This window comes from Herbidospora cretacea, assembly GCF_001570605.1.
In the GTDB taxonomy this organism is placed as follows: domain Bacteria; phylum Actinomycetota; class Actinomycetes; order Streptosporangiales; family Streptosporangiaceae; genus Herbidospora; species Herbidospora cretacea.
Genome location: NZ_BBXG01000028.1, coordinates 63,596 through 76,112 on the forward strand (window position 1 = coordinate 63,596; position 12,517 = coordinate 76,112).

Sequence of the window (12,517 nt, forward strand, 5' to 3'; positions counted from 1 at the left end):
GCTACTCGCTTCTGGCCTGCTTGATCAGTTCCTCGCGGAGGTCGGGTCCGTCGGTCGCGTCACGGAACTGCTCCAGCGCCGCCCTCGCCTTGTCGTCGAGGTGTTCGGGCACGACGACCTGGACGGTCGCGAGCATGTCGCCCTTCGTGCCGTCCTTGCGGGGGGCGCCCCGGCCGCGCACCCGGAAGGTGCGGCCGTTGGGAGTGCCCTCGGGGATGCGGAGCGTGACCGGCATGCCGCGCAGCACCGGCACCCGGATCTCGGCGCCCAGCGCGGCCTCGGGAAACGTGACGGGCACGGTCACCGTGAGGTTCTCGCCGCTGCGGCCGAAGACGGGGTGGGGCTGGACGTGGACCAGCACGTAGAGGTCGCCCGCGGGGCCGCCGTTCTCGCCCGGTGCGCCCTTGCCCTTGAGCTTGACCCGGCTGCCGTCGCTGACGCCCGCCGGGATGCGGGCCTGGATCGTGCGGGTGCTGCGGCCGCGGCCGCTGCCCTCGCAGACCGGGCACGGGTCGTCGACCAGCAGCCCCCGGCCCCGGCAGTCGCGGCAGGGCTCGGAGAAGGCGAAGTTGCCCAGGTTGCGGCTGGCCGCGCCGGTGCCGTCACAGGTCGGGCAGACGCGGGGCGTGGTGCCGGCCTTGGCGCCCGTGCCGGAACAGGCCGGGCAGGCCGACGAGCTGGTCAGACGCAGGGAGACGGTCGCGCCGTCGATCGACTCGGCGAACGACAGGGTGACCTCGGACTCGATGTCCTGGCCGCGGCGGGCCCGGCCGGCCGTGTTGGCCTTCGGTCCGCCGCCCCGGTTGAACAGGCCGCCGAACAGGTCGCCGATGCGGTCGCCCGCCTGGTTGGTGCCGCCGAAGAGGTCGCCGAAGTCGAAGCCCTGCTGCCCGGCGCCCGGCCGCCCGGGACGGTTGTAACCGCCGAGGCCGCCGCCGAACAGGCTCCTGGCCTCGTCGTACTCCTTGCGCCGCTTGGTGTCGCTCAGGGTGTCGTAGGCCTCGGAGACGGCCTTGAACTTCTCCTCGGTCTCCTTGTTCCCCTTGTTCGCGTCAGGGTGGTACTGCCGGGCCAGCTTGCGGTAGGCCTTCTTGATCTCTTCGGGGGTCGCGGTCTTGGGCACACCGAGGACGCCGTAGTAGTCCTTCTCCAGGTAGTCCTTGGTGCTCATCTAACGCTTCCTCCGCGTGAACAGACACATATGTGATGGGTGCCCCTCCCGCGTGGTGCGGGAGGGGGCTCCCTCAGAGATTCAGGCGCCGGCGGGCTCGTCGTCGAGGACGTCGCCACCACCGGACTCCGGCTCGGCCACCGCGACCCGCGCGGGACGCAGGACACGCTCGCCGAGGCGGTAACCGGGCTGCAGGATCTCGACACAGGTCGCCTCGGCGACCTCGGCCGAGTAGCTGTGCATCAGGGCCTCGTGGATCGTCGGGTCGAAGGGGTCGCCCTTCGAGCCGAACGACGACAGGCCCAGCTTGCCGACGGCCGATTCGAGCGACTCGCTCACCTTGGCGAAACCACCGGTCAGCTCCCCGTGGTCACGCGCCCGGCCGATGTCGTCGAGGACCGGCAGCAGCTCGTTGATCACACCGGCGACGGCCTGCTCACGAACGGTGATCCGGTCGCGCTCGACCCGCTTGCGGTAGTTGGAGAACTCCGCCTGGAGGCGCTGGAGGTCGGCGGTGCGCTCGGCCAGGAGCTCCGCGGCCGCCCCGCCCAGGGCGGAGGTGTCGGCCGCGGTCTCGTCGGGCGCGGGCGCGGTCTCGCGGGCCGCCAGCGTCTCGGGGTCGATCTTGCGGTTGTCGCGGATCACCGGCTCCTGCTCGGAACCGTTCTCACGCGGGGTCACTTGGCGCCGCCCTCCCGCTTCGGCTCGTCGTCGACGATCTCGGCGTCGACGACGTCGTCGTCGGCCTTGGCCGTGTCGTCCTGGTCGGCGCCGGCCTGCGCGCCCTCGCCGGCCTGACCCTGCGAGTTGGCGTAGATCGCCGAGCCCATCTTCTGGCTGACGGTCGCGAGCTTGTCGGCGGCGGTGCGGATGGCCGCCACGTCGGTGCCCTCGAGCTCCTTCTTCAGCTCGGTCAGGGCCTCGTTGACCTCGGCCTTGATGTCGGCCGGGACCTTCTCGTCGTTCTCGCGGAGGAACTTGTCGGTCTGGTAGGCCAGCGAGTCGGCGTTGTTGCGGACCTCGGCCTCGTCGCGACGCTGCTTGTCCTCCTCGGCGTAGGACTCGGCCTCGCGGACCATGCGCTCGATGTCGTCCTTGCCCAGGGAGGAACCGCCGGTGATGGTCATCGACTGCTCCTTCCCGGTGCCCAGGTCCTTCGCGCCGACGTTGACGATGCCGTTGGCGTCGATGTCGAAGGTGACCTCGATCTGCGGGATGCCGCGGGGGGCCGGGGCGATGCCGGTGAGCTCGAAGGTCGCCAGCTTCTTGTTGCGCGCGGCGATCTCGCGCTCGCCCTGGTAGACCTGGATCTGCACCGACGGCTGGTTGTCCTCCGCCGTGGTGAAGACCTCGGAGCGCTTGGTGGGGATCGTCGTGTTGCGCTCGATGATCTTGGTGAAGATGCCGCCCTTGGTCTCGATGCCCAGCGACAGCGGGGTCACGTCGAGCAGCAGGACGTCCTTGACCTCACCCTTGAGCACACCGGCCTGGAGCGCGGCGCCGATGGCCACGACCTCGTCGGGGTTGACGCCCTTGTTGGGCTCCTGGCCGCCGGTCAGGTCCTTGACCAGCTCGGACACGGCGGGCATGCGGGTCGAGCCGCCGACGAGCACCACGTGGGCGATGTCGGAGACCTTGATGCCGGCGTCCTTGATGACCTGGTGGAACGGGCCCTTGCAGCGGTCGAGCAGGTCGGAGGTGATGCGCTGGAACTCGGCGCGGGTCAGCTTCTCCTCGAGGTGGAGCGGGCCCTCGGCGGAGGCGGTGATGTAGGGGAGGTTGATCGTGGTCTCGGTCTGGGCCGACAGCTCGATCTTGGCCTTCTCGGCCGCCTCGCGGAGACGCTGGAGGGCCATCTTGTCCTTGGACAGGTCGACCCCGTGGGCGTTCTTGAACCGGGTGACGAGCTCGTCGACGACGCGCTGGTCCCAGTCGTCGCCACCGAGGTGGTTGTCACCGGAGGTGGCCTTCACCTCGACGAAGCTGTGGCCGTCTTCCTGGCCGACGTCGAGCAGGGACACGTCGAAGGTGCCGCCGCCGAGGTCGAAGACCAGGATGGTCTGGTCCTTGTCCTTGTCGAGGCCGTAGGCCAGCGCCGCGGAGGTCGGCTCGTTGATGATGCGCAGGACGTTGAGGCCCGCGATCTGGCCGGCCTCCTTGGTCGCCTGACGCTGCGCGTCGTTGAAGTAGGCCGGGACCGTGATCACGGCGTCGGTGATCTTCTCGCCCAGGTAGGCCTCGGCGTCCTGCTTGAGCTTCTGCAGGACGAAGGCGCTGATCTGCTGCGGGGTGAACTTCTTGCCGTCGATCTCGACCGACCAGTTGGTGCCGATCTCACGCTTGACGGAGCGGATGGTCCGGTCGACGTTGGTCACGGCCTGACGCTTGGCGACCTCGCCGACGAGGACCTCTCCGTTCTTCGCGAAGGCCACCACCGAGGGGGTGGTGCGGGAGCCCTGCGCGTTGGCGATGACGGTGGGCTCACCACCTTCGAGGATCGAGACGACGGAGTTGGTCGTCCCCAGGTCGATACCTACCGCACGTGCCATGAGTACGTCCTTGTAGTCAAAGTTGAGTCGATGTGACTCAATACTCGGTGAGTACGGAAGCGCTTGTCAAACGCTGTCCTGTCAACGGTCTTGAGTCTAGTGGGCTCAACTCTCGGCGCGAGCGGAATGTTCCCTAGATGTCCCTGATTCGACCCCTAGGGGTCACCGGGCCCCGTCGAAGATCACCCTCTTCCCGACCGGGTTCTTGAGCCGCACGTACGTGGCCTTCTTGATCGCCATCGCCACGCACATGCCGGCGTCCTTGACCGAGCCCTCGTACAGGGTGATCCGGACCGTCTTCCTCGTCTCCTTGACCGCGACCCTGGTGAGGACCGTGCACGGCTCCACCCCCGACCACCACACGACGCGCACCCCGCGCATGTGGGGCCTGGCGGTCAGCCACCTCACCTTGTGGGGGTTGAGCGCGCCCTTCTGGATCTTGACCACCTTCGGCCCGGGGGCGGCGGCCTGGGCGGGGGCGGCGGGAACGAGCAGGGCGGCCACGGCCGCGCCGACGACTAAGAGTCTCATTGGGCACCATCCACGACTTCCCGGCCGGCCAGGGGTTTGGCCAGCTTGACGAACGTCTCCTTCTCGATCGCGATCTGGATGCAGGCCGCCTCGGGATCGGTGGTGCCCTCCCAGAGGGTCACCGTGACCTCCGTGTCGGTTTCCTTCACGTCGACGCGGTCGAGGGTGTAGCAGGGCTCGACCCCCGAACTCCACGAGATCATCACGCCGTCGCCGGCGGGGGTGGCGCGCGTCCAGGGCACCTTGCGTGGTTCCACCGTGCCGCCCTTGGGCTGCACCAGCGTCGGCCCGCTCGGCGTGGCCGAGGCCGGCGGGGCGGCGGGCTGGTCGGGGCCGATCGGTGAACCGCTGTCCACGGCGTCTCCATTTCCGCAGGCCGAGGCCATGATCACGGTCGTGAACATGGCCGCGATGACGAGCCGGATCCTTCTCATGTCCGTATGACGGGTGTCACTCCGAAGGGGTTCAGCGACCCGTTGACTCCGGTATGGCCACGGGTTTAATTTCATCACATGATGAGTTCTGAAGAACCCGCGATAGCCGTCACCGGGCTGCGGGTCGTCCGGGGAGCCCGCGAGGTGCTCCACGGGCTGTCGTTCCAGGTGCCGAAAGGGCAGATCACCGGGTTACTCGGGCCGAGCGGCTGCGGGAAGACCACGCTGATCCGGTCGATCGTGGGCGTGCAGGTCGTCGCCGGGGGCGAGGTGACCGTGCTGGGGCGTCCGGCGGGGTCGGCCGAGCTGCGCCGCCTGATCGGCTACTCCACCCAGAACCCGGCGATCTACCGCGATCTGTCGGTGCTGGAGAACCTGCGCTACTTCGCCGCCGTGCTGGGCGCGCCGAAGACCGACCCGGCCCGGGTCCTCGCCGAGGTGGGCCTGGAGGGCGCCGCCCACCAGCTCGGCGGCACGCTGTCGGGAGGCCAGCTCAGCCGGGCCAGCCTGGCGGTCTCGCTGCTCGGCTCGCCGCGGCTGCTCACCCTCGACGAGCCGACCGTCGGGCTCGACCCGGTGCTCCGCAAGGAGCTGTGGGAGCTGTTCCAGGGCCTGGCCGACCGGGGCGTCACGATCCTGGTCTCCAGCCACGTCATGGACGAGGCGGCCCGCTGCCAGCGGCTGGTCATGCTGCGCGACGGCGAGATCCTCGCCGACGACAGCCCCTCGGGCCTGCGCGCCCGCACCGGCACCGAGGACCTGGAGCAGGCCTTCCTGCGCCTCATCGAAGAGAGGCAGGCGGCATGATCACCCTTGCCACCGCGAGAAGGATCGGCGGCCAGCTCCGCAACGACCCCCGCACCATCGCCCTGATGGTCCTGGTGCCGACGCTGATCATGATCCTGCTCTACTACGTGATCGACAACGAGCAGGCGTTCGCCCAGTGGGCCCCCGTGCTGCTGTCGATCTTCCCCTTCCTGGTGATGTTCCTGGTCACCTCCATCTCCACCCTTCGCGAGCGCACGTCGGGCACGCTGGAGCGGCTGATGGCCTCCCCGCTGCGCCAGCTCGACCTCCTCCTCGGCTACGGCCTGGCCTTCGGCGTCGCCGCCGTCCTCCAGGTGACCGTCGCTCTCGCCGTCTCGCTGACCTGGCTCGGCTACGAACCGAGGGGAGACCTCTGGGCGCTGGTCCTGGTCGCCCTGCTCAACGCCCTGCTGGGCACCGCCCTGGGGCTGCTGTGCAGCGCGTTCGCCCGGTCGGAGTTCCAGGCGGTGCAGTTCATGCCGCTGGTGATGGTGCCCCAGATCCTCCTCGGCGGGGTCATCGTGCCGCGCGAGCAGATGGCGACCGTGCTGGAGTGGATCTCCAACGTCCTGCCGATGTCCTACGCCCTGGAGGCCATGAGGCTGGCCGTGATCGGCGGCGACCTCGGCGGTGACTTCTGGCGCGACATCGCGGTGGTGGCCGGTTGCGTGCTGCTGGCCCTCGTCCTGGGCGCGGCGACGCTGAAGAGGCGCACACCGTAAACTGCCACCCATGATCGCGATCCTGGGCACCGGCAAGATGGGTGAGGCGCTCCTTTCCGGCCTGGTCCGGGCGGGGCGGGCGGCTGACCAGATCATGGTCACCACCCGCCGGCCCGACCGGGCCAAGACGCTTGCCGACACCTACGGCGTCCGGGTCGTCACCAACGTCGAGGCGGCCGAGCGGGCCGACGCGCTGATCCTGGCGGTCAAGCCCCAGGACATGGGGACCCTGCTGCGGGAGATCGGCCCCGTGATGCCGGCCGGCAAGCTGGTCATCTCGGTCGCGGCGGGCATCACCACCGACTTCGTGCAGGCCCGGCTGGGCGGCCCGGTCCCGGTCGTCCGGGTCATGTCGAACACGCCGGTGCTGGTCGACGAGGCCATGAGCGTGATCTCGGGCGGCGCCCACGCCGACGAGGAACACCTCCAGCTGACCGAAGACCTGCTCCGGCCGGTCGGCAAGGTCCTGCGCATCCCCGAGGCCCAGCAAGACGGCGCGACCGCGCTGAGCGGCTCGGGCCCGGCCTACTTCTTCTACCTGGTCGAGGCCATGGTCGACGCGGGCATCCTGCTCGGCATGCCCCGGGCCGCCGCGCTCGACATGGTCAAGCAGTCGATCGTCGGCGCGGCGATCATGCTCCGCGACTCGGGCGAACACCCGGTGATCCTCCGCGAGGCCGTCACCTCCCCTGGCGGGACCACCATCGCCGCCATCGCCGAGCTGGAGCGCCACCGCGTGCGCGCCGCTTTCCTCGACGCGATCGAGGCGGCCCGGGACCGCAGCCGTGAACTGGGCGGGACGAACAAATAGTGATTAATAGATAGGAAGCTTTCCTTATAAGCTCGGGCGAGTGGTTGTACTCTCCCCGGCTCGCCTCTGGTCTCGTGACTTCTCCCTCTACTTCGTCGGCCGGGCGGTCGCCCTCATGGGCGACGCGATGTTGCCGGTGGCGGTGACGCTCGGCGTCCTCGGCATCTACGGCCCCGTGGGGGTCGGCGTCGTCCTCGCGGCCTGGATGGCGGCCTTCGGCGGCCTGGTCCTGTTCGGCGGGGTGCTGGCCGACTGGTTCACCGCCCGGCGCATGATGATCTTCGCGGACGTCCTGCGCGTCGGCACCCAGACGGTCATCGCCGTCACCTTCTTCACCGGCCAGCCCCCGCTCTGGCTCCTGATCACGATGTCGTTCCTGAGCGGCCTCGGGGCGGCGCTCTTCCAGCCCGGCGTCAACAGCATGATCCCGCAGATCGCCGCCGACCCCCAGCGCGCCAACGCGACCCTGCGGGTGGCCGACGCGGTGGCCCGTCTCGTCGGCCCCGGCATCGCGGGCGCGATCGTCCTGTTCGGCGGACCGGGCGTCGTGTACGCCATCAACGCCGGAACGTTCCTGGTCAGCGCCCTGTGCCTGCTGGCCATGCGGGTCAGGCTCACCAAGACCGAGGCGACCTCGCTCGTCAGCGATCTGCGGGAGGGCTGGGCGGAGTTCCGGTCCCGTACGTGGATGTGGTCGGTCATCCTCGTCTGGTCGGTCTACGGGATCGTCCTGTTCGGCCCGATGTGGCCGGTGGGCGCGCAGGTCATCTCCGAGGCCCACGGCGGGACCGCCTACGTCCTGGCCATCACGGGCGAGGGCCTCGGCAGCATCGTCGGCGGCCTGGTGGCCATGCGCTACCGCCCGGCCAGACCCCTCTTCTCGGGCGCGCTGGCGATGATCGCCTTCATGGCCATGCCGCTGGTCGTGGCCCTGGCCGCCCCCGTCCCGGTGATCGTCACCGGCTACACCCTGGCCGGCGCCGCCTGGGCGTTCTGGTCGGTGATGTGGGCGACCAGCGTCCAGACCCAGGTCCCGGGCGAGGTCCTCAACCGCGTCACCGCCTATGAGGTGGCCGGCTCGGTCCTGAGCATCCCCATCGGCCAGTCCCTCGGCCCGATCGTCGGCGAGGCCGTCGGCGCCCGGACGGTCATCTTGGCGGGCTTCTTCGCCGGCCTGGCCGGAATTGGCGTGCTGCTGTCCATCCGCCCGGTCAGGAACCTGCGCGCGGTGGGCCGCTGACTCAGAGGGCGACCATGCCCCGATCTACGATGGGCTGTTGTGGTGATCCGGCGTGGTATCCCCCTGTTGGCGTTCCTGCTCGCGTTATCCGCCTGCACAGCGGAGGAGGCGCCCGTCGTGCAGACCGCGGCCGTGGCGCGGGCGCCCGTCAGTGAGGTGGTGGAGGCCCCGGCGACCGTCGGGGCGCGGGCCACCGCGAGCCTCACCTCCCCGGCGGCCGGGACGGTCGCCAAGCTCTACGTCTCCGACGGCGACACGGTGAAGAAGGGCGAGATCCTCCTGCGGATCAGCGCGCCGCAGGCCCGCGAACGGCTGAAGCAGGCGAAGAAGGCCGACAAGCAGGCGGCCAGGCCGGTCTCGTTCGGGGGAGCGCCCACCGTGCCGTCGCTGCGGCTGCCGAACGGCGTCGACTCCCACGTGCGGAAGTCGTTCGCGAAGGCGCGCCAGGCCGCTCGCAAGGTCGAGGACAGGGCCATCCGCACGCACCTGCTGTCGGCGATCGAGCTGGCCGAGCAGCAGCACCGGTCCCAGCAGAAGGCGCTGAACGGGATCGTCGGCGGGCTCAACCGGATGCTGACCTCGTTCACGGGGCAGCTCGGGGCCGGGATGAGCGGGCTCTCGTCGTCCATGACCTCACTGCAGGCCGCCTCCCGGAGCCAGACGCGGGCGGCGGTGAAGGCGGCGGAGGAGACCGTCAAGGGGCTCACGGTCAAGGCGCCGTTCAGCGGTGTCGTCACGCTCGGCGGGGGAGGCGGGGCGGCCACGCCGTCGCTGCCGGACCTGTCGCAGCTCGTCTCCGGCGGCGGCGTCCCGGCCCAGTCGACCGGCGGTTCGGCGGGGACGATCGCCGAGGGCGTCCCGGTGTCGCAGGGGGAGGCGCTGCTGACCGTCACCGACGTCTCCGAGCTGAACCTGCGGGCCGACGTCGACGAGACCGACGTGCTGCTCATCGAGGACGGCACCCGGGCCGAGGTCGAGTTCGACGCCGTGCCGGGCGCGGTCTACGACGCCGAGGTCACCGGGGTCGGGGTCACGCCCCAGGAGGGCGCGACGGGCGGTGTCAGTTATCCGGTACGCCTCCAGCTCGCCGATGGCCGCTTCGACGACGGCTCCGAGGCGCCCGACCCCAAACCCGGCATGAGCGCCGTGGTCCGCATGATCGTCAAGGAGTCGCCGCAGGCCGTCGCGGTCCCGGCCGCCGCCGTGGTGACCAGCGGGCGCGACACCGTCGTCTGGGCCGTCGTCGGCGGGAGGGCCGAGCGCCGGACCGTCCGGCTCGGGGCCGAGGGCGACGCCTTCGTCGAGGTCGTCTCCGGGCTGAACGTCGGCGACCGGGTCATCACGCGCGGCGCCGACGGTGTCCGCCAGGGGCAGGAGATCCCGTGACCGCCTTCGAGGCGGCGGCGTTGACGAGGTCGTACCACCTCGAAGGCGTGACCGTGGACGCGCTGCGCGGCGTCGACCTGACCATCGGCGACGGCGAGTTCGCCGCGATCATCGGTCCGTCGGGGTCGGGCAAGTCGACCCTGATGCACCTGCTCGGCTGCCTCGACCGGCCGACCTCCGGCGTGCTGAAGGTCGGCGGCGTCGACGTCTCGACCCTCGACGACACCAGGCTGGCCGAGCTGCGCAACCGGATGATCGGCTTCGTCTTCCAGTCGTTCCACCTGCTTGGCCGCACCTCGGCGCTCGACAACGTGGCCCTGCCGCTGGTCTACCGGGGCGTGCCCAGAGCCGAACGCCGCCGCCGGGCCCGGGAGGCGCTGGAGGCCGTCGGCCTGGCCCACCGCCTCGACCACCGCCCCTCGCAGATGTCCGGCGGCGAGCAGCAGCGCGTCGCCATCGCCCGCGCCCTCGTCGGCGACCCCCAGGTCGTCCTGGCCGACGAGCCGACGGGCAACCTCGACACCCGCAACGGCGACGAGGTCATGGGCCTGCTCGAACGCCTCAACGCCGACCAGGGCGTGGCGATCGTGCTGGTCACCCACGAACCCGAGGTCGCCGGCCGGGCCCGCAGGCAGATCCACGTCCGCGACGGCCTGATCGAACGGGACGTCGCGTGAGGACCGCCGAGGCCTTCCGGATGGCGCTCGAAGCGCTGCGGGTCAACCGGCTGCGCAGCGCCCTGACCATGCTCGGCGTGATCATCGGCGTGTCGGCCGTGGTGATCCTGGTCGCCATCGGGACCGGCGCGAAGGACGCCATCGAAGACGAGATCTCCGGTCTGGGCTCCAACATCATCCTGGTGGTCCCCGGCCAGCTCAACTTCCAGGCCGCCCCCACCCAGAGCCGCCTCGACCTGGCCGACGTCGCCTACGTGCGCCGGGTCGTCGGCGACCCGAGCCGCGTCACCGTCTCGGTCCAGTCGGGCGAGAGCATGCGGGTCGGCCGCAACGAGGCCTTCGTCACGATCGTCGGCACCGACGAGAACATCCCCAACGTCTTCGAACGCCCGCTGAAAAGAGGCCGCTACCTCACCGAGACCGACATCGACACCCGCCGCCGCGTCGCCGTCCTGGGCTCGGAGGTCTCCGGCCAGCTCTTCGGCGACCTCGACCCGGTGGGCAGGCAGGCCACGATCGCCGGGGTGCGGTTCCGGGTCGTCGGCGTGTACGACAAGGTCGGCGCCACCTTCGGAGTCGCGCGCGACCGTGAGGTCCACATCCCGGTCACCACGGCCCAGCGGCTCCTCGGCGTCCAGCGCGTCAACGGCATCGCGATCGGCGCCTCCGGCCCCGACGTGATCGACTCCCTGGGGCAGAAGGTCGTGGACGCCCTGGTCGCCCGCTACCCCGGCGAGAAGTTCTCCGCCGTCACCCAGACCCAGCTCCTCGGCACGATCGGCACCGTCCTGGGCATGCTCACCGGCGTGCTGGCCGCCATCGCGGGCATCTCGCTGCTGGTCGGCGGGGTCGGCGTGTCGAACATCATGCTGGTCAGCGTCCGCGAGCGGACCAAGGAGATCGGCCTGCGCAAGGCGCTGGGCGCCCGGCAACGCGACGTCCTGGGCCAGTTCCTCATCGAGGCCGTCCTCCTCACCACGATCGGCGGCCTGATCGGCATCGCCTTGGGCGTCGGCGGCTCCCTGCTGATCGAGGCCCTCTCCCCGGTGCCCGCCTCGATCACCCTCTGGTCGATCCTGCTGGCCTTCGGCGTCTCGGCCGTCGTCGGCGTCTTCTTCGGCGTGGCCCCGGCCCGCCGAGCCGGCCGCCTCGACCCGGTGGTGGCGCTCCGCTCGGAGTGATCGGGCGGTCAGGGGGCGAGGAGACCGCCGACGAAGGTCCGATCAGGAGACGAAGCGAGGAGTTCGACCGTGGTCCCCGGGCGGAGTTCCTCGCCGAGGACGGAGGTGACCGCGTCGGTGAGGGCGGCTCCGAGGCGCGTGGTGATCTCGGCGGCGTCGGGACGGTCGAACACCCCTGCTCGGACGCCCAGAGTGACCGAAACGCTGGTGTCCACGGGCGCGCCACCCTGGGCGAAGCGGCCTGCGGGGACGCCGGACAGTCGGATGCTCACCAGCGGCCGCGCCCACTCGCCGTAGACGTGGACGATCGCGTCGGTCAGAGCGGTCACGAGCGCGGGTTCGTTGCCCGTCAGCCGGGCTTCGGCGATGTGAGCGGTCAGATGCGGCACAGTAGACCTCGTTTGCTTTGACCTTAAAAGCTTTGGAATCAAAGATATCGATGGGGGTTCGCGGATGTCCACCGAGCCGGGCGGCATCGCCGTCAACGAGGCCGTCCGTACGCTGCTGCTGCTCATGCCCCGGCTCGTGGGCCGGGCCAAACGTCTGCCGATCCCCCCGGAGCTGCGGGACCTCGACCTTGCGCCCCGGCATCTGGCCCTGCTGGCCCACCTGCAATACGACGGCCCCGCCAGCGTGAACGAGCTCGCCGATCGGCTGGAACTGGCGCCGACGACCGTCAGCCTCATGGTCAGCGACCTGGCGCGGCCGGGTGTCCTGGAGCGGACCGCCGACCCCGCCGATCGCCGCCGCCGCATCATCGCCATCGCCCGGCCTTACGCCGAACCGATCCGCGCCTGGCTGTCCGGCAGCGCCACCGCCTGGGAACACGTGATGAGCGGTCTGTCACCCGCCGACCGCGCGACCGTCGTCACCGCACTCCGCTCATTCGAAGCCGCGCTGGACCACCGAGAGCGGCAACCGAACGCCGAACCGCAGAACGCGGGGGAGCGCGAGGGGGCGAAGGCCCCTTCGCAGCGGGGGGTTCGGGGGGTCGTCCCCCCGTGACCT

The 12,517-nt window shown here is 70.5% G+C and carries 14 protein-coding genes; 8 read left to right on the forward strand and 6 right to left on the reverse strand.

Annotated elements, in window-relative coordinates; genetic code table 11:
• Window position 1: 1 nt before the first annotated feature.
• The 5 genes from dnaJ to AW270_RS35155 form a co-directional block, all read right to left on the reverse strand.
• On the reverse strand, window positions 2-1,171 hold the full coding sequence (gene dnaJ, locus AW270_RS35135) for a molecular chaperone DnaJ (protein WP_061300453.1): 1,170 nt from the start codon (window positions 1,169-1,171) through the stop codon (window positions 2-4).
• Window positions 1,172-1,252: 81 nt separating this feature from the next.
• Complete coding sequence (gene grpE, locus AW270_RS35140) at window positions 1,253-1,852, reverse strand: nucleotide exchange factor GrpE (protein ID WP_061300454.1); 600 nt, start codon at window positions 1,850-1,852, stop codon at window positions 1,253-1,255.
• Window positions 1,849-3,720, reverse strand: a complete 1,872-nt coding sequence (gene dnaK, locus AW270_RS35145) for a molecular chaperone DnaK (protein WP_061300455.1) — start codon at window positions 3,718-3,720, stop codon at window positions 1,849-1,851. Before dnaK ends, grpE begins: the two co-directional genes overlap by 4 nt.
• 162 nt (window positions 3,721-3,882) lie before the next feature.
• Window positions 3,883-4,251, reverse strand: coding sequence for a hypothetical protein (locus AW270_RS35150; RefSeq protein ID WP_061300456.1), 369 nt, complete (start codon window positions 4,249-4,251; stop codon window positions 3,883-3,885).
• Window positions 4,248-4,685, reverse strand: coding sequence for a hypothetical protein (locus AW270_RS35155; protein WP_061300457.1), 438 nt, complete (start codon window positions 4,683-4,685; stop codon window positions 4,248-4,250). Before AW270_RS35155 ends, AW270_RS35150 begins: the two co-directional genes overlap by 4 nt.
• Window positions 4,686-4,766: 81 nt before the next feature.
• On the opposite strand from AW270_RS35155, the gene AW270_RS35160 reads away from it, so the two are divergent.
• From AW270_RS35160 to AW270_RS35190, 7 genes are all read left to right on the forward strand, one after another.
• Window positions 4,767-5,492: an ABC transporter ATP-binding protein gene (locus tag AW270_RS35160; RefSeq protein WP_245675016.1), complete on the forward strand. Its 726-nt coding sequence runs from the start codon at window positions 4,767-4,769 to the stop codon at window positions 5,490-5,492.
• Window positions 5,489-6,214, forward strand: a complete 726-nt coding sequence (locus AW270_RS35165; protein ID WP_061300459.1) for an ABC transporter permease — start codon at window positions 5,489-5,491, stop codon at window positions 6,212-6,214. The genes AW270_RS35160 and AW270_RS35165 overlap by 4 nt, the downstream gene beginning before the upstream one ends.
• 10 nt (window positions 6,215-6,224) lie before the next feature.
• On the forward strand, window positions 6,225-7,025 hold the full coding sequence (gene proC / locus AW270_RS35170; protein WP_061300460.1) for a pyrroline-5-carboxylate reductase: 801 nt from the start codon (window positions 6,225-6,227) through the stop codon (window positions 7,023-7,025).
• A 40-nt stretch (window positions 7,026-7,065) separates the two neighbouring features.
• A complete protein-coding gene (locus AW270_RS35175; protein WP_061300461.1) occupies window positions 7,066-8,265 on the forward strand; it encodes an MFS transporter in 1,200 nt (399 codons plus the stop codon).
• Window positions 8,266-8,382: 117 nt separating this feature from the next.
• Window positions 8,383-9,651: an efflux RND transporter periplasmic adaptor subunit gene (locus tag AW270_RS35180; RefSeq protein ID WP_061300462.1), complete on the forward strand. Its 1,269-nt coding sequence runs from the start codon at window positions 8,383-8,385 to the stop codon at window positions 9,649-9,651.
• Window positions 9,648-10,328, forward strand: a complete 681-nt coding sequence (locus tag AW270_RS35185) for an ABC transporter ATP-binding protein (protein ID WP_061300463.1) — start codon at window positions 9,648-9,650, stop codon at window positions 10,326-10,328. Before AW270_RS35180 ends, AW270_RS35185 begins: the two co-directional genes overlap by 4 nt.
• Window positions 10,325-11,509, forward strand: coding sequence for an ABC transporter permease (locus AW270_RS35190; RefSeq protein WP_061300464.1), 1,185 nt, complete (start codon window positions 10,325-10,327; stop codon window positions 11,507-11,509). The genes AW270_RS35185 and AW270_RS35190 overlap by 4 nt, the downstream gene beginning before the upstream one ends.
• A gap of 8 nt (window positions 11,510-11,517) precedes the next feature.
• On the opposite strand, the gene AW270_RS35195 is transcribed toward AW270_RS35190, so the two are convergent.
• Window positions 11,518-11,898, reverse strand: coding sequence for a tautomerase family protein (locus AW270_RS35195; RefSeq protein ID WP_061300465.1), 381 nt, complete (start codon window positions 11,896-11,898; stop codon window positions 11,518-11,520).
• A 64-nt stretch (window positions 11,899-11,962) separates the two neighbouring features.
• Between AW270_RS35195 and AW270_RS35200 the strand changes: the two genes are divergently transcribed.
• Complete coding sequence (locus AW270_RS35200) at window positions 11,963-12,514, forward strand: MarR family transcriptional regulator (protein ID WP_082802090.1); 552 nt, start codon at window positions 11,963-11,965, stop codon at window positions 12,512-12,514.
• The last annotated feature ends 3 nt before the right edge of the window (window positions 12,515-12,517 follow it).

Excerpts from the sequence above, each read along its gene's own strand:
- dnaJ (WP_061300453.1), bottom strand. The coding sequence starts at position 1,171 with ATGAGCACCAAGGACTACCTGGAGAAGGACTACTACGGCGTCCTCGGT.
- dnaK (WP_061300455.1), bottom strand. The coding sequence starts at position 3,720 with ATGGCACGTGCGGTAGGTATCGACCTGGGGACGACCAACTCCGTCGTC.
- AW270_RS35150 (WP_061300456.1), bottom strand. The coding sequence starts at position 4,251 with ATGAGACTCTTAGTCGTCGGCGCGGCCGTGGCCGCCCTGCTCGTTCCC.
- AW270_RS35155 (WP_061300457.1), bottom strand. The coding sequence starts at position 4,685 with ATGAGAAGGATCCGGCTCGTCATCGCGGCCATGTTCACGACCGTGATC.
- AW270_RS35160 (WP_245675016.1), top strand. The coding sequence starts at position 4,767 with ATGAGTTCTGAAGAACCCGCGATAGCCGTCACCGGGCTGCGGGTCGTC.
- AW270_RS35165 (WP_061300459.1), top strand. The coding sequence starts at position 5,489 with ATGATCACCCTTGCCACCGCGAGAAGGATCGGCGGCCAGCTCCGCAAC.
- proC (WP_061300460.1), top strand. The coding sequence starts at position 6,225 with ATGATCGCGATCCTGGGCACCGGCAAGATGGGTGAGGCGCTCCTTTCC.
- AW270_RS35200 (WP_082802090.1), top strand. The coding sequence starts at position 11,963 with ATGTCCACCGAGCCGGGCGGCATCGCCGTCAACGAGGCCGTCCGTACG.